Raw genomic sequence first — 14,503 nt, forward strand, 5'->3', positions numbered from 1 at the left:
TCATCACGACTCAATCAGCCTTGATAAACACCGTTCATCATGTCCAACCTGACTGTTCGAGCGTCCGCTGCACGCCTGCCCATGGGGCTCCCGGACGCATTTTTTGACCGCGATGCGCAAACCCTGGCCCGGGATTTACTGGGCAAGGTCATCCGTCACCGGGTCGGCGACCTGTGGCTGAGCGCCCGGATTATCGAAACCGAAGCCTATTACTGCGAAGAAAAAGGCAGCCACGCGTCCCTCGGCTACACAGAAAAGCGTAAGGCTTTGTTTCTGGATGGCGGGCACATCTATATGTATTACGCCCGCGGCGGTGATTCCCTGAACTTCAGCGCCCAGGGGCCGGGCAACGCGGTGCTGATCAAATCTGCCTATCCGTGGGTCGACGAGCTAAGCGGGCCAGCGAGCCTGGCGCAGATGCTGTTGAACAATCCCGACGCCCAGGGTCGTCCTCGCCCGACGCAAAAGCTCTGCGCCGGGCAGACGTTGTTGTGCAAGTCGCTGGGGTTGAAGGTGCCCGTCTGGGATGCCAAGCGTTTTGACCATGATGTGTTGCTGGTCGAAGACGTCGGCCCGGCGCCTGCTCACATCATCCAGACCACGCGCCTGGGCATTCCCCACGGACGCGACGAACATTTGATGTATCGCTTCGTCGATGCGGCTTACGCGCCATATTGCACGCGGAACCCGCTACGACGGGGACAGGTCGAAGGTCGCGATTATTTTTTGCTGACTTGAAGATGGAAAATCCCTGTGGGAGCGAGCCTGCTCGCGATAGCAAGTATCAGGCGACATCGGTTTCGAATGTCCGTCCGCTATCGCGAGCAGGCTCGCTCCTACAGGGGACTTGTGGTGCCTGGAAGGTTGCGTGCGCGCCTTTCGAGCCCAATTGAACATCAGAGGGAGTTGTTTTTATGGGCCCATGGCTCGATAGCGTGACCGGTTGGCTGGCGGCTAACCCGCAATGGCTGGCCGCGGCGGTGTTCATCGTGGCATTCGTGGAATGCCTGGCGATTGCCGGGCTGATTGTGCCCGGCACGGTGTTGCTGTTCGCCGTGGCGGTACTGGCCGGCAGCGGGGCGCTGTCATTGAGCGAAACGCTATTGCTGGGGTTTACCGCTGGCGTGCTGGGCGACATCGTTTCTTACTTCATCGGTCGACATTTTCACCAGAATATCCGGCGCCTGCCGGGGTTACGCCACCATCCGGAATGGATCGCCGGCGCCGAGGCGTATTTCCAGCGATACGGTATTGCCAGCCTGTTGGTCGGACGTTTTATCGGCCCGCTACGCCCGATGCTGCCGATGGTTGCCGGGATGTTCGACATGCCGTTCCCGCGTTTCGCCGCTGTCAGTTTGCTGGCCGCCGCGGGCTGGAGCGTCGCTTACTTGCTGCCTGGCTGGGCCACGGGCGCAGCGATTCGCTTGCCATTGCCCGACGGGTTCTGGCCTGAGGCAGGAATCGTCGCCGGCAGCATTGCGGTAATGATCGGCTTGAGCGTGACCAGCAGCCTGCGCCGCCATCGCCACGCCACCGCCTATATAGCCGGCCTCGGCCTGTTAATTCTGGCAGGGCTGTTTATCGGCTACCCGCACCTCACCGCGCTCGACCAAGGCGTGATGACCCTGGTGCAGGAACATCGCAGCCCGATGCTCGATGAACTGGCCGTCACCTTCACGCTGATCGGCGAATTCCGAAACATGCTGGTGTTCAGCGCCCTGCTGACCGGCTTGCTGTTGCTCACCCGGCAGTGGCGCCAGGCGATTTTCGCCGGTGGCACCCTGCTCTTCACCGCGCTCGGCAACACGTTCACCAAACAATTTTTCGCCCGCGTGCGCCCGGAAGTACTGAGCGATCCGCTGACCAGCTACAGCATGCCCAGCGGCCACGCATCGGGCGCCTTCGCGTTGTTCCTGACCCTCGCCGTGCTGGCCGGTCGCGGTCAGCCGCCGCGGATGCGCCTGACCTGGTTGCTGCTGGGTTGTTTGCCGGCCCTGACAATCGCCCTGTCCCGGGTGTACCTGGGCGCACATTGGCCAACGGATATATTGGCCGGTGCGATGCTGGCGGCGTGCGTGTGTGCCGCCAGCTTGTGGCTAAGCCAGCGCCAGACACCGCTCAATGCCATGCCACCCAAGATCTGGTGGCTGGTATTGCCGGCGATGGTGGCGTTGTTCGGGTTCTTTGCATTGCGACATTTGCCGAATGCAATGTTGAGATATGCGTATTAGGCTGTTGCCTGATGAGGTACACGCCATCAGCTTGCAAAACTGATGGCGTTTTTTTATTTGCGCTCCTCACCCGGCTTATCAACAATCTTGATCACGAAGTTGACGGGATCATTGTTGAACGCATCATGCTTGGAGACATTAGGATCAACATCTTTAAAATGCACTTTCCCCTTGTCGTTTGCCAGATAGAGCGGCCGACCATTAAGCTCACTCACAAGCTGCACATACCCTGGACCGGCAGCAAAATCATCAAAACTCGCTTGGTCCACCCCATGCTTGCGTATCGAAAACCTGGCACCTTCCGAACCGCTATTCATATATAGATGACGGGTTCCGACATTAACCGTCAAATGACCACCTTCATAGGCGCCTCGAATAACGGCCAGCACTTCATACTTGCCAGCCTTGGGCACAAACTTCAACAATAGAGGCTTGTCATCCTCATGATCGGCGAGCGTCAGAATACTTGTGCTGTCGTCACTCGCCAATGCCACCTCCACGTCCAGGCGTTCGCGCCGGGTGATTCGCGGGTCACGCAGCCTAAGCTTCAGGCGCTGCTGGTTGAGCACCACCGGCGTGCCGTTGACGTAAAGGTTAGCGGTAAATGCACTGCTTTGATTTTCCAGGGACATCAATCACCTCAAGATGCTGTTCACTCAATTTTTTTCAGCAAGACGCGCAAAACCCAGTCCGTTGCCGAATAGTTTATAAGTCGTGCACTAAAGAGCCGTCGGAGCGTTTGAAGTCTCGACAGCAGTACCGGAGACTGGAAGTTTTACGCGCTTGCGCTTACGTCGAGCGACAACCATTGAATCGGCATAGTAAGCAGCGGCATCAATAATATTAGCCGTATTCGGATCGTTGCTCGCGTGCTTTAAAATATAGCGCCCGGCAATATCATCCCAGAACATCCATTCATCTTCATATAGCGTCATAACCACATCCATATAGTTAACCGTTATCCGCTCCATGCGAATAACTGCAAACTACTGACTGAGCTTTACGAAGACAATAGTGGCGAACCGAAGAACTTAATACAAAGTACAACTAGGCAAACAACTCACCTTGCAACTCGTCCAACAGCGCCTGGATCGCATCCAGCCGCTGCTGGGGATCATCGAGTTGCAGCAGGTCGATCTTGTCCACTTCGGCAAACGGCAGCAGATAGGCCAGCTGATTGGCCAGTGACTGTTGCCCGGTCGCTTCGGTGCCCATGTTCAAGGCTTCGACCATCGGGTGTTCGGCCAATGCCTTGAGCAGGGCGACCAGGTCCGCATCCTCATCCTGCAGCGGCTGTTCAGGTTCGTCTTCCAGCCACTCGACCTCAGCGACGGTCAATTGATCGCGCTGTACCTCGGTGCGCAACACATGAAAACGCCGCCCGCCCTGCACGCGAATGCCCAGCAGGCCATTGTCCTGTTGTTTGAAATCAGTGATCAACGCTTCGCAGCCGACCAGCGCATAGCCCGCAGGTGCGATGCCCACTTCTTCGCCGTCGAGAATGCACACAACGCCGAAGCCGACGCCCTTTTTCATGCAACTGCCGATCATGTCCAGGTAGCGCGCCTCGAAGATCTGCAAGTCGAGGATGCAGCCAGGAAACAGCACAGTGTTCAGCGGAAAAAGCGGCAAGCTCATAGACATATCCTTAAACCACCATCGACACCGCCAACGGCAGGAACACCGCCGTGGCCACGCCCATCAGACTCATCGCCAGCGCCGCGAAAGCGCCGCATTCTTCACTTTCCTGCAAGGCCACCGAGGTGCCGACCGCATGGGCGGTCATGCCCAGCGCCATGCCCCGGGCTTCAGGGCTGTGCACGCCCAGCCGGGTCAGCATACTCGGACCGAAGATCGCACCGATCACGCCGGTGATCAACACGAACACCGCGGCCAATGCCGCGACACCACCGATCTGCTCAGCCACCAACATGGCAATCGGCGACGTCACTGACTTCGGCGCCATGGTCATCAGGATCATGTGTTCGGCGCCAAACCACCAACCCAGCAACACGCCCATGCCCGTGGCAACCACGCCGCCTATCACCAGCGTAGTAAAAATCGGCCAGAACAACTGCCGAATGCGTCGCAGATTGAGATACAGCGGCACTGCCAGCGCAACGGTCGCAGGTCCGAGCAAGATGCTGAGGATCTCAGTGCTCTTGCGGTACTCGACAAACGTGATCCCACAGACCGTCAGCACACCGATCACCAACAGCATGGAGACCAGCACCGGTTGCAGAAAGATCCAGCGGGTTTTTTCAAAGGCTGCCAGCACCAGTTGATAAGCGCCCAACGTAATGCCGAGGCCGAACAACGGGTGATGAATCACCGAGTCCAGCGCACCCTGCCAATCGAGGATCATGAGCGATCTCCGCGACGGGCATGACGCTTGACCATGCGCTGCATCAGCACCCCGACAAACGCCATGGACAGCACCAGCGACAACACCAGCGCGCCGGCAATGGCCCAGAAGTCTGCGGCGATGTCCTTGGCGTAAACCATCACGCCCACGGCCGGCGGCACCAACAGCAAAGGCAAATAACGCAGCAGGCTGCTGGCGGCCAGGTTCAACGGCTCGCCGACTTGCCCGCGCGAAATCAGGTACACCAGCAACAGCAGCAGGCCGACAATCGGCCCGGGCAGTACCGGTAAAAACAAATGGTTGATGGCTGTGCCCAGCAATTGGAACAGCACCAGCCAGGTCAGGCCACGTAACAACATCCAGCATCTCCCGCACGCGCGCCCCACCAAAAAGGGGCCGGGCATTATAAGCACGTCAACGCTATGGATCGGCATTCGCCAAAAGCATGGTCAGTTGACCGGAGCAATTTGCCATGTTGATCTAAAGTGGTTCACAGGGAGGCCAAATCCCCCCACTCGAAAAACTATAAATCCGATGAAACCCAAGGAGAGTCTCAATGCCCTATGTTCCCGTTGCAGAGCTCAAAGATTATGTCGGCAAGGAACTCGGACGTTCCGAATGGCTCACCATCGATCAGGAGCGCATCAACCTGTTCGCGGAAGCCACAGGCGATTATCAGTTTATTCACGTCGACCCGGTCAAAGCCGCGCAAACGCCATTTGGCAGCACCATTGCACACGGATTCCTGTCGCTGTCGCTGATCCCGAAACTGATGGAAGACATCCTGATCCTCCCTCAAGGGGCGAAGATGGTGGTCAACTATGGCCTGGACAGCGTGCGCTTCATCCAGCCAGTAAAGGTCAACTCCAGGGTTCGGCTCAAGGTCGACATGAACGAAGTCATCGAGAAAAAACCCGGCCAATGGCTGCTCAAAGCCACCGCCACGCTTGAAATCGAAGGCTCGGACAAACCGGCGTATATCGCCGAGCCGCTGTCCCTCTGTTTCGTCTGACACAAGTCTGATTGCGAAACAGCTCACGCTGTTTCGCGCCGTGTCTCTGCCGTGTCTCTATAAATGCGACACATAGCTGCGGCATACTCCGTCGCATAATTGCCCGGATCCCGCTATGCGCTCACTTGCACTCCTCGCCCTGACCCTGTTGCTCACCGCTTGCGGCGACGGCGAATCGCTGCTGCCCCCGGATGCCCGCTTGCCGGACGGCGGGCGCTATCGCGGTGATCTGGTCAACGGCTTGTTGCAAGGCCAGGGCCGCATCGACTACCCCAACGGCAGTTGGTACGCCGGCGAGTTCGACAAGGGGCAATGGCATGGCCAGGGCGAGTGGCATGGCAGCAACGGCGAAGTCTATCGGGGCCAATTCAATCAAGGCCTGTTTGACGGCAAGGGCACACTGACCACCAGCGGCAGCAGCTACACCGGCGGATTCAAACTCGGCCGCCGTGACGGTGAAGGCACGCTAAAAGAAAACGCGATGACCTATCGCGGTGAATTCAAGGCCGATCAATATTCAGGGCTCGGGCGTCTCGAACTCGACGACGGCAGTTCCTACCAGGGCCAGTTCGCCAATGGCAAACCCAACGGTGAAGGGCAGCGCGGCGACGCCAGTGGCAATCAGTTCACCGGGCACTTCAAGGACGGTCAGCTGGAAGGCAACGGAACCTTCAACAGCGCCGACGGCGACATCTATGTCGGCGGCTTCAAGAACAATCAACTGCACGGCAAGGGCCGCTACGAAAACGCCGACGGCGATGTCTGGCTGGGCCAGTTCAAGGAAGGCTCGCTGAACGGCAAGGGCGAGTTGATCGGCGCTGACGGCAGTCATTACATCGGCCAGTTCAGCGACTGGCGCTTTACCGGCCAGGGTCGATTGAACCTGCCCGACGGCAGCTTCTACATCGGCCAGTTCGACAATGACAGCTACTCGGGGCGCGGCACCCTGGTGCTCACCGACGGCACAGTGCAAAGCGGAACGTGGGTCAATGGCCAGCGTGTTCGCGATGCCGACGGCAAGTTGCTGCCCGACACCCTGGAGCTCGGCTTGCTGGCCCAGGGCCGGTTACTCGATGACGCTCTGTCCAACGTGCCAGCCTCGACCCCGATGGTCGAGCTGTACACCTTGACCCTGGGCGGCGACGGCAAGCAGAGCGTGTTCCTGCGCGAGTCCGATTACGTCAGCAACATGCTCAGCAGCCGCTTCGGCGCCTTCGGCCAGATCCGCCTGGTGAACCATCGCGATCACCTCGTCGACCGGCCGATGGCCACCCGGGAAAACCTGCGCCGCGCCGCGATGACCCTGGCCGAACGCAGTGGCCCGGAAGACTTGATCTTCATCTACCTGACCAGCCATGGCAGCAGCGAACATGAACTGGTGCTCGACCAGCCGCGCATGGAGCTGGCCGACCTGCCGGCCGACGAACTCGCCGCCGTGCTCGCGCCCTTGAAGAACCGCGACAAGATTGTGGTGATTTCGTCCTGCTATTCCGGCGGCTTCATCCCCGCGCTCAAGGATGAACGCACGCTGATCATGACCGCCTCGCGCGCTGATCGGGTGTCCTTCGGTTGCTCGGAAGAAGCCAATTTCACCTACTTCGGCGACGCACTGTTCGCCCAGGCGCTGAACCAGACCGACGACCTGGAGCATGCCTTCAAGCTGGCCAAGGCCACGGTGGCAGAGCGTGAACTCGCTGACGGCTTCGAGGCCTCTGAACCGCAGCTCTGGGCGCCGAAAACGGTCCTCTCGCACTGGCAACTCTTGCGCAAACAGCAGGCACGAAAAGCGCTACAAAGTGTCTCTATCAGCAGCAAGGATGCAAAGAGCAACTAAGCTGAACAGTATCAAGGGGGAAACACTATGTACTTGACGCCTCAGCATGTACTGCTTGCCGGAGCTACCGGGTTGACCGGCGAACATCTGCTTGATCGCCTGCTCAATGAGCCAACGATTTCAAGGGTACTGGCCCCCTCACGCCGGCCACTGGCCGAGCATCCCCATCTGGAAAACCCGGTCGGCGACGCGGCGGCGTTTCTGCCGCAACTGAACGGTCGCGTCGACATCGCCTACTGCTGCCTCGGCACCACAATCAAGCAGGCTGGCTCCGAACAAGCCTTTCGTGCGGTCGACCTGGACATGGTGGTGGCGTTCGCCAAACGTGCACGGGAAATGGGTGCCCGGCACCTGATCGTGATCAGTGCCCTGGGGGCCGATCGCAGATCCTCGATTTTCTACAACCGGGTCAAAGGCGAGATGGAGTACGCATTGCGCGCGCAGGACTGGCCGCAGCTGACCATTTGCCGACCTTCGTTGTTGCTGGGCGATCGACTGGAACCGCGCACGGCCGAGCAACTCGTCGGGCCGTTGTCGCGCTTGATCCCTGGCAAGTACCGCGGCATCGAAGCCTGCCAACTGGCTCGCGCCATGTGGAGACTGGCGCTGGAAGAGCAGGATGGGGTACGGATTGTCGAATCGGATGAACTGCGCAAGCTAGGCAAATAATTCTTTGGTGTCTGAGAGGGCGCCTTCGCGGGCAAGCCTCGCTCCTACACAGGCAACGGAGAACCCGTAGGAGCGAGGCTTGCCCGCGAAGGGCGCACACCGATTCAAAGCCGAACGCTACAACCCGCCCGTCGCCTGGAAACTCACCCCGATCACCGTCAGCAATGACAACGGCAATAACAGCGTGTCGAGCAACGCGCTGGCCGGCAGGTCGACGCCGGGGTAGCTCGGCGCTTCGGCGCCGAACCGGTCCATCGCGCAGCAACCGCCATTCAGGGCATACAAATCCAGGCGCGTCCCCGCGTACACCACTGGCGCCCCAGGCTTGGCCGCGTCCAGCGTGCGCGCCGTGGCGCAGCCCCCCAATTGCAGGGCCAGCAGAACAATCAGCAGCTTATTCATCGCTGCTCAAATGGTGTTCGCCCCAGCGCGGCAGCATGTCTTGCGGGATGTTCAGCAGATTGAGAATCCGCGCCACGACAAAGTCGATCAAGTCATCGATCGTCTGCGGCTGATGATAAAAGCCCGGCGACGCCGGCAATATCGTCACGCCCATGTTCGACAGCTTGAGCATGTGCTCCAGATGAATGCTCGAATACGGCGCTTCACGCGGCACCAGAATCAGCTGGCGACGCTCTTTCAACGTCACGTCGGCAGCCCGCTCGATCAGGTTGTTGCAGGCACCGGTCGCGATCGCCGACAAGGTTCCCGTGGAACACGGCACCACCACCATCGCCGCGGGCGCACCAGACCCCGAGGCCACTGGCGACATCCAGTCTTCCTTGCCGTACACCTTGATCTGCCCGGCGGCCGCACCGGTGTATTCAGTGAGGAAAGCCTGCATCGTCTGCGGTTTGGCCGGCAGCGTGACGTCAGTCTCGGTAGCCATCACCAGTTGCGCCGCCTTGGAGATCAGGAAATGCACCTCGCGGTCTTCGCGGATCAGGCAGTCGAGCAGACGTAAACCGTACTGGGCGCCCGAAGCGCCCGTCATCGCGAGGGTGATGCGTTCCGGGCCGTTGTTCATTGCAGCGCCTCGGCGAGTTTGCCGTGCAGGCCGCCGAAGCCGCCGTTGCTCATGATCACCACGTGGGTGCCGGGCTGGGCCTGGCTCTTCACGCGCTCGATGATGCCTTCCAGAGAGTCGCTGACGATCGACGGCACCGTGCACAACGCGGCGGTCGCGCCCAGGTCCCAACCGAGGTTGGCGGGGGCATACCAGATCACTTGATCGGCATCGACCACACTTTCCGGCAAGCCGTCGCGGTGAGCGCCGAGCTTCATGGAGTTGGAGCGCGGCTCGATGATCGCAATCAACGGCGCATCACCGATGCGTTTGCGCAGGCCGTCGAGGGTCGTCGCAATGGCCGTCGGGTGGTGAGCGAAGTCGTCGTAGATGGTAATGCCGCGAACCTCGGCGACTTTCTCCATCCGGCGTTTCACGCTTTTGAAGGCGCTCAATGCAGCGATGCCCATCGACGGTACAACGCCGACGTGGCGAGCAGCCGCCAGGGTGGCCAGGGCGTTGGCGACGTTGTGCTGGCCGGTCATGTCCCAATCGACGACGCCTTGGGCGACGCCTTCGAACATCACTTCGAACCTGGAGCCGTCTTCGCTCAGCAGCTTGACCTGCCACTGACCGCCGGCACCGGTGGTTTGCACCGGGGTCCAGCAGCCCATCTCGATGACGCGCTGCAACGCTGGCTCGGTGGTCGGGTGAATCACCAGGCCTTCGCTCGGGATGGTTCGCACCAAGTGGTGGAACTGCCGCTCAATGGCGGGCAAATCCGGGAAGATGTCGGCGTGATCGTATTCCAGGTTGTTCAGAATGGCCGTGCGCGGGCGGTAGTGAACGAACTTGGAGCGCTTGTCGAAGAACGCGCTGTCGTACTCGTCGGCTTCGATGACGAAGAACGGTGTGTCACCCAGACGCGCCGACACCGAGAAGTTCTGCGGCACGCCGCCGATCAGGAAGCCCGGGCTCATGCCCGCGTGCTCCAGGACCCAGGCAAGCATGCTGCTGGTGGTGGTTTTGCCATGGGTGCCGGCGACGGCCAGGACCCAGCGACCTTGCAGCACGTGGTCGGCCAGCCATTGCGGGCCGGAGACGTAGGGCAGGCCTTTGTTCAACACGTATTCGACGGCCGGGTTGCCGCGCGACATGGCGTTGCCGATCACCACCAGATCCGGCGCCGGATCGAGTTGGGCGGGGTCGTAGCCTTGGGTCAACTCAATGCCCTGCGCTTCAAGCTGAGTGCTCATCGGCGGATAGACGTTGGCATCGGAGCCCGTCACGTGATGGCCCAGCTCTTTGGCCAGAACCGCCATCGAACCCATGAAAGTGCCGCAGATACCAAGAATATGAATATGCATAGTCGACCTCGTAAAACATGGCCGCAGGTTAGCGTAGGGAGGGGAAATTCGCACCTTTGTTTCGGGTCAACGCAAAACCCGCAGCAGCGAGGCTTGCCCGCGAAGGCCATAACACGATTCCGCCAGTACACCGCGTAATCGTTCTTCGCGGGCAAGCCTCGCTCCTGCAGTGTGACGGCGTGCCTAGCGGGCGATGCCGTGTTTGCGCAGTTTTCGATAGAGGGTGTTACGGCTGACGCCGAGCTGCTCGGCGGTATGGGTCATGTGCCAACGGGTCTGCTCCAGCGCATTGAGCAACGCCAGCCGTTCGGCATCGTCCAGCGGATGTTCGGAAGTCTCTTCAACGGCCACAACCGGCACCGGTCGAACCTGACGAATCATCACCGGCAAATCCTCCAGCCCGATCCGCCCGTCGTCACACAACGCCGCCAAGGTGCGCAGCACATTGCGCAACTGCCGCACGTTCCCCGGCCAGGCGAAACCCAGCAAGGCTTGCCGGGCCGGCTCATCGATCAGCACCGTCTCTGCGCCCGCTTCCTCGGCCAGCAGAAAATCAAGCAACTGCGATTTATCACTTCGCTCACGCAACGCCGGCAATGCGATCTCCAGCCCATTGAGCCGGTAATACAAATCCTCGCGGAAGCTGCCGTCCTGCACCCGCTCCAGTAAATGGCGGTGAGTGGCGCTGATGATCCGCACATTGACCGACTCCGGCTCGCCGCCAATCGGCACCACCTGACGATCTTCCAGCACCCTTAATAGCCGGGTTTGCAACGCCAACGGCATGTCGCCGATTTCATCGAGGAACAGTGTGCCGCCGTCCGCCTGCTGCAACTTGCCGCGCATGCCTTCCTTGCGCGCGCCGGTAAAGCTGCCGCCGCGATAACCAAACAGTTCGCTCTCGATCAGGCTTTCAGGGATTGCCGCGCAGTTAAGGGCGACGAAGGCCTTGTCGGCCCGCTGGCTGGCCTGATGCACGGCTTTGGCAAAGGCTTCTTTGCCGGAACCGGTTTCGCCATTGATCAACAGCGGCACGTCTCGCTCGAAAACTCTCAAGGATTTTCGGAAATCTTCCTGCAACGCGGCATCGCCCAGGCAGATGCCCGACAGGCGCGGACGCTCGGCAATTGTCGGACCTGGCACCACCGGCACCGGAATGCTGCGCGGCTGCCCGCGCAACACGGCAAACAGACTCCGCCCATCACGGGTGCGCAACGGCCAACTGGCGCTGGCGTTGACACTGGCGCGGCCGAGCAAGTCATCCAGCGAGCAATCGAAAAACGCCTCCACCGGCTTGCCCAGCAATCCACCGCGAATATGCCCCAGCAAGTTCAGCGCACTCTGGTTGACCGCGCTGATCCGCCCTTCCCCGTCGAACGCCAGCAAGCCTTCGCTGAACAGCCCGACGGATTCGGCTTGCAGGTGAAAGCGCAGCAACCATTGATTGTCGAAGTAGCGCAGGAAATAGCAGCTCTCGATCATCTTCGCCGAGAGATTGACCAGGGCCATGGTGTGGAACTGGCTTTGACGTGAGACTTCGTGACGCGCCGAGGACACATCGAGAACCGCCAGCAGCTCGCCGTGAGGGTCGAACACCGGGCTCGCCGAGCACGTCAGGCCGGTGTGGCGGCCGCGAAAGTGTTCATCCTGGTGAATGGTCAGCGACTGGCGCTCCACCAGGCAGGTGCCGATGCCGTTGGTGCCTTCGCAGGCTTCGCTCCAGTCGGCGCCAAGCCACAGGCCGGCGCGCTCGAAGATTTTCCGTTCGGCCGGTGCGGTGACGCAGTTGAGGATCACCCCACGGGCGTCGGTGAGCAGCACGGCGTGGCCGGCGCCGGAAAGTTGCTGATGCAGACTGGTCATTTCGCTGCCGGCGATGTGCAGCACTTGCTGCAAGCGTTCGCGGCTTTCCAGCACCCGGCCGTGTTCCAGCACCGTCGGCGCCATCGTCAGGGCCGGGTCGAGGTGATAATCCTCAAGGCAGCGCAGCCATGAACGTGCGATGGACGGGTCGCTGCCAGGACCGTGCAGGTGGGATTTGCCCTGGGTGACGGTCAAGACTTGTTGGGCATGGCGACTCAAATGATTGTCGTGCATTTCTTATTGTTCTCTCCGAGAGCTGTGCTGAACCCCATCAAGGGCTGACACACATCTTGTGGCCCAGCATCCTCCAGCCATCGGCGCATTGCAATGCTGGCAAGACCGCCCGGTCACAAGCTGTGCCACAAGCGGTACAAAGTGTCACGAGGGCTGTACCGATAGCGTCACAGACGCCGCCCGCCCGTCCGACAAAAAACGCGCAAGACCTTGATTTGCCTGACCTGCAGGGCAGTGGCCCGACCTTTGCTCTACGCTTATAGCAAGCGCACATGCGCTCTCCCTTATAAGCACAAAAAGCCAAGGAGAAATCACCATGCGTTACGCTCACCCCGGTACTGAAGGCGCTATCGTTTCGTTCAAGAGCAAATACGGTAACTACATCGGCGGCGAGTTCGTCGCGCCTGTCAAAGGTCAGTACTTCACCAATACCTCGCCCGTGAATGGCCAACCAATTGCCGAATTCCCGCGCTCCACGGCCGAAGACATCGACAAAGCCCTGGACGCCGCCCACGCCGCTGCCGATGCCTGGGGCGCCACGTCCGCCCAGGCGCGCTCGCTGGTGCTGCTGAAAATCGCCGACCGCATTGAACAGAACCTGGAAGTCCTGGCCATCACCGAATCCTGGGACAACGGCAAAGCCGTGCGTGAAACCCTCAACGCCGACATCCCGCTGGCCGCCGACCATTTCCGCTACTTCGCCGGTTGCATCCGCGCCCAGGAAGGCAGCGCCGCCGAGATCGATGGCAACACCGTGGCCTATCACATCCACGAACCGCTGGGCGTGGTCGGGCAGATCATCCCGTGGAACTTCCCGATCCTGATGGCCGCCTGGAAACTCGCCCCGGCCCTGGCCGCCGGTAACTGCGTGGTACTCAAGCCTGCCGAGCAAACCCCGCTGGGCATTACTGTGCTGATGGAGCTGATCGGCGACCTGCTGCCGCCGGGCGTGCTGAACGTCGTGCAAGGTTTCGGCAAAGAAGCCGGGGAAGCCCTGGCCACCAGCAAACGCATCGCCAAGATCGCCTTCACCGGCTCGACCCCGGTCGGCTCGCACATCATGAAATGCGCCGCCGAAAACATCATTCCGTCCACCGTGGAGCTGGGTGGCAAGTCGCCGAACATCTTCTTCGAAGACATCATGAAGGCCGAACCTTCCTTCATCGAAAAAGCCGCTGAAGGCCTGGTGCTGGCGTTCTTCAACCAGGGCGAAGTCTGCACCTGCCCTTCCCGCGCGCTGGTGCAGGAGTCGATCTACGACGACTTCATGAAAGTGGTGATGAAGAAAGTGCTGTCGATCAAACGTGGCGACCCGCTGGACACCGACACCATGGTTGGCGCCCAGGCGTCCGAGCAGCAATTCGACAAAATCCTGTCGTACCTGGAAATCGCCAAGGGCGAAGGCGCCGAGCTGCTGACCGGCGGCAAGGTGGAAAAACTCGAGGGCAACCTGGCGACCGGGTATTACATCCAGCCGACCCTGCTCAAGGGCACCAACAAAATGCGCGTGTTCCAGGAAGAAATCTTTGGCCCGGTGGTGAGCATCACCACCTTCAAGGACGAAGCCGAAGCCCTGGCCATCGCCAACGACACCGAGTTCGGCCTGGGTGCCGGCCTCTGGACCCGCGACATCAACCGCGCCTACCGCATGGGCCGCGCCATCAAGGCCGGTCGTGTGTGGACCAACTGCTACCACCTGTACCCGGCGCATGCCGCGTTCGGTGGTTACAAGAAGTCCGGCGTCGGCCGTGAAACTCACAAGATGATGCTCGATCACTATCAGCAGACCAAAAACCTGCTGGTGAGCTACGACATCAATCCGTTGGGCTTCTTCTAAACCGACTGTCGCAGGCAAGCCACTCTCCTTGTGGGAGTGGGCTTGCCTGCACATTGGGCCTTCGCTCCCACCCGGCAACCACGCC

The 14,503-nt window shown here is 60.4% G+C and carries 15 protein-coding genes; 6 read left to right on the forward strand and 9 right to left on the reverse strand.

All coding sequences use genetic code 11. The features are described from left to right. Positions 1 to 39: 39 nt before the first annotated feature. Both RHP74_RS27435 and RHP74_RS27440 read left to right on the forward strand, forming a co-directional pair. Complete coding sequence (locus tag RHP74_RS27435) at positions 40 to 738, forward strand: DNA-3-methyladenine glycosylase (RefSeq protein WP_311096734.1); 699 nt, start codon at positions 40 to 42, stop codon at positions 736 to 738. Between the two features lie 176 nt (positions 739 to 914). Beyond that, entirely contained in the window at positions 915 to 2,231 is a 1,317-nt protein-coding gene (locus RHP74_RS27440) for a bifunctional DedA family/phosphatase PAP2 family protein (RefSeq protein ID WP_010467359.1), read from the forward strand. 53 nt (positions 2,232 to 2,284) lie between these two features. On the opposite strand, the gene RHP74_RS27445 is transcribed toward RHP74_RS27440, so the two are convergent. The 5 genes from RHP74_RS27445 to RHP74_RS27465 form a co-directional block, all read right to left on the reverse strand. After that, complete coding sequence (locus RHP74_RS27445; RefSeq protein ID WP_172791772.1) at positions 2,285 to 2,863, reverse strand: hypothetical protein; 579 nt, start codon at positions 2,861 to 2,863, stop codon at positions 2,285 to 2,287. A gap of 87 nt (positions 2,864 to 2,950) precedes the next feature. Further along, on the reverse strand, positions 2,951 to 3,166 hold the full coding sequence (locus tag RHP74_RS27450) for a hypothetical protein (RefSeq protein ID WP_229801704.1): 216 nt from the start codon (positions 3,164 to 3,166) through the stop codon (positions 2,951 to 2,953). 112 nt (positions 3,167 to 3,278) lie between these two features. Then, complete coding sequence (locus tag RHP74_RS27455; RefSeq protein ID WP_010467356.1) at positions 3,279 to 3,869, reverse strand: LON peptidase substrate-binding domain-containing protein; 591 nt, start codon at positions 3,867 to 3,869, stop codon at positions 3,279 to 3,281. 10 nt (positions 3,870 to 3,879) lie between these two features. Continuing rightward, positions 3,880 to 4,596 carry an LrgB family protein gene (locus tag RHP74_RS27460; RefSeq protein ID WP_010467355.1) on the reverse strand — a complete coding sequence of 239 codons (717 nt, stop codon included), beginning with the start codon at positions 4,594 to 4,596 and terminating at the stop codon, positions 3,880 to 3,882. After that, positions 4,593 to 4,955, reverse strand: a complete 363-nt coding sequence (locus RHP74_RS27465; protein WP_311096735.1) for a CidA/LrgA family protein — start codon at positions 4,953 to 4,955, stop codon at positions 4,593 to 4,595. Before RHP74_RS27465 ends, RHP74_RS27460 begins: the two co-directional genes overlap by 4 nt. A 197-nt stretch (positions 4,956 to 5,152) precedes the next feature. On the opposite strand from RHP74_RS27465, the gene RHP74_RS27470 reads away from it, so the two are divergent. From RHP74_RS27470 to RHP74_RS27480, 3 genes are all read left to right on the forward strand, one after another. Beyond that, positions 5,153 to 5,608 carry a MaoC family dehydratase gene (locus tag RHP74_RS27470; RefSeq protein ID WP_010467353.1) on the forward strand — a complete coding sequence of 152 codons (456 nt, stop codon included), beginning with the start codon at positions 5,153 to 5,155 and terminating at the stop codon, positions 5,606 to 5,608. A gap of 115 nt (positions 5,609 to 5,723) precedes the next feature. After that, positions 5,724 to 7,442 (forward strand): C13 family peptidase, encoded by a 1,719-nt coding sequence (locus RHP74_RS27475; RefSeq protein WP_077749937.1) that lies wholly within the window; start codon positions 5,724 to 5,726, stop codon positions 7,440 to 7,442. Between the two features lie 27 nt (positions 7,443 to 7,469). Beyond that, complete coding sequence (locus RHP74_RS27480) at positions 7,470 to 8,111, forward strand: oxidoreductase (protein WP_010467351.1); 642 nt, start codon at positions 7,470 to 7,472, stop codon at positions 8,109 to 8,111. 117 nt (positions 8,112 to 8,228) lie between these two features. On the opposite strand, the gene RHP74_RS27485 is transcribed toward RHP74_RS27480, so the two are convergent. From RHP74_RS27485 to RHP74_RS27500, 4 genes are all read right to left on the reverse strand, one after another. Then, positions 8,229 to 8,513, reverse strand: a complete 285-nt coding sequence (locus RHP74_RS27485) for a YceK/YidQ family lipoprotein (protein ID WP_010467350.1) — start codon at positions 8,511 to 8,513, stop codon at positions 8,229 to 8,231. Then, on the reverse strand, positions 8,506 to 9,138 hold the full coding sequence (ubiX, locus tag RHP74_RS27490) for a flavin prenyltransferase UbiX (RefSeq protein WP_010467349.1): 633 nt from the start codon (positions 9,136 to 9,138) through the stop codon (positions 8,506 to 8,508). Before ubiX ends, RHP74_RS27485 begins: the two co-directional genes overlap by 8 nt. After that, positions 9,135 to 10,484 (reverse strand): UDP-N-acetylmuramate:L-alanyl-gamma-D-glutamyl-meso-diaminopimelate ligase, encoded by a 1,350-nt coding sequence (gene mpl, locus RHP74_RS27495; protein ID WP_083375679.1) that lies wholly within the window; start codon positions 10,482 to 10,484, stop codon positions 9,135 to 9,137. Before mpl ends, ubiX begins: the two co-directional genes overlap by 4 nt. Before the next feature lie 183 nt (positions 10,485 to 10,667). Beyond that, positions 10,668 to 12,581: a sigma-54-dependent Fis family transcriptional regulator gene (locus RHP74_RS27500; RefSeq protein WP_010467347.1), complete on the reverse strand. Its 1,914-nt coding sequence runs from the start codon at positions 12,579 to 12,581 to the stop codon at positions 10,668 to 10,670. A 316-nt stretch (positions 12,582 to 12,897) separates the two neighbouring features. Between RHP74_RS27500 and RHP74_RS27505 the strand changes: the two genes are divergently transcribed. Further along, entirely contained in the window at positions 12,898 to 14,418 is a 1,521-nt protein-coding gene (locus tag RHP74_RS27505; protein WP_010467346.1) for an aldehyde dehydrogenase family protein, read from the forward strand. The last annotated feature ends 85 nt before the right edge of the window (positions 14,419 to 14,503 follow it).

Source organism: Pseudomonas sp. SG20052, from assembly GCF_031766055.1.
In the GTDB taxonomy this organism is placed as follows: Bacteria; Pseudomonadota; Gammaproteobacteria; order Pseudomonadales; family Pseudomonadaceae; genus Aquipseudomonas; species Aquipseudomonas mandelii.

What these genes read in the sequence shown, in the direction of transcription:
- RHP74_RS27435 (WP_311096734.1), top strand. Translation starts at nt 40, where the DNA reads ATGTCCAACCTGACTGTTCGAGCGTCCGCTGCACGCCTGCCCATGGGG.
- RHP74_RS27440 (WP_010467359.1), top strand. Translation starts at nt 915, where the DNA reads ATGGGCCCATGGCTCGATAGCGTGACCGGTTGGCTGGCGGCTAACCCG.
- RHP74_RS27445 (WP_172791772.1), bottom strand. Translation starts at nt 2,863, where the DNA reads ATGTCCCTGGAAAATCAAAGCAGTGCATTTACCGCTAACCTTTACGTC.
- RHP74_RS27450 (WP_229801704.1), bottom strand. Translation starts at nt 3,166, where the DNA reads ATGACGCTATATGAAGATGAATGGATGTTCTGGGATGATATTGCCGGG.
- RHP74_RS27455 (WP_010467356.1), bottom strand. Translation starts at nt 3,869, where the DNA reads ATGAGCTTGCCGCTTTTTCCGCTGAACACTGTGCTGTTTCCTGGCTGC.
- RHP74_RS27460 (WP_010467355.1), bottom strand. Translation starts at nt 4,596, where the DNA reads ATGATCCTCGATTGGCAGGGTGCGCTGGACTCGGTGATTCATCACCCG.
- RHP74_RS27465 (WP_311096735.1), bottom strand. Translation starts at nt 4,955, where the DNA reads ATGTTGTTACGTGGCCTGACCTGGCTGGTGCTGTTCCAATTGCTGGGC.
- RHP74_RS27470 (WP_010467353.1), top strand. Translation starts at nt 5,153, where the DNA reads ATGCCCTATGTTCCCGTTGCAGAGCTCAAAGATTATGTCGGCAAGGAA.
- RHP74_RS27475 (WP_077749937.1), top strand. Translation starts at nt 5,724, where the DNA reads ATGCGCTCACTTGCACTCCTCGCCCTGACCCTGTTGCTCACCGCTTGC.
- RHP74_RS27480 (WP_010467351.1), top strand. Translation starts at nt 7,470, where the DNA reads ATGTACTTGACGCCTCAGCATGTACTGCTTGCCGGAGCTACCGGGTTG.
- RHP74_RS27485 (WP_010467350.1), bottom strand. Translation starts at nt 8,513, where the DNA reads ATGAATAAGCTGCTGATTGTTCTGCTGGCCCTGCAATTGGGGGGCTGC.
- ubiX (WP_010467349.1), bottom strand. Translation starts at nt 9,138, where the DNA reads ATGAACAACGGCCCGGAACGCATCACCCTCGCGATGACGGGCGCTTCG.
- mpl (WP_083375679.1), bottom strand. Translation starts at nt 10,484, where the DNA reads ATGCATATTCATATTCTTGGTATCTGCGGCACTTTCATGGGTTCGATG.
- RHP74_RS27500 (WP_010467347.1), bottom strand. Translation starts at nt 12,581, where the DNA reads ATGCACGACAATCATTTGAGTCGCCATGCCCAACAAGTCTTGACCGTC.
- RHP74_RS27505 (WP_010467346.1), top strand. Translation starts at nt 12,898, where the DNA reads ATGCGTTACGCTCACCCCGGTACTGAAGGCGCTATCGTTTCGTTCAAG.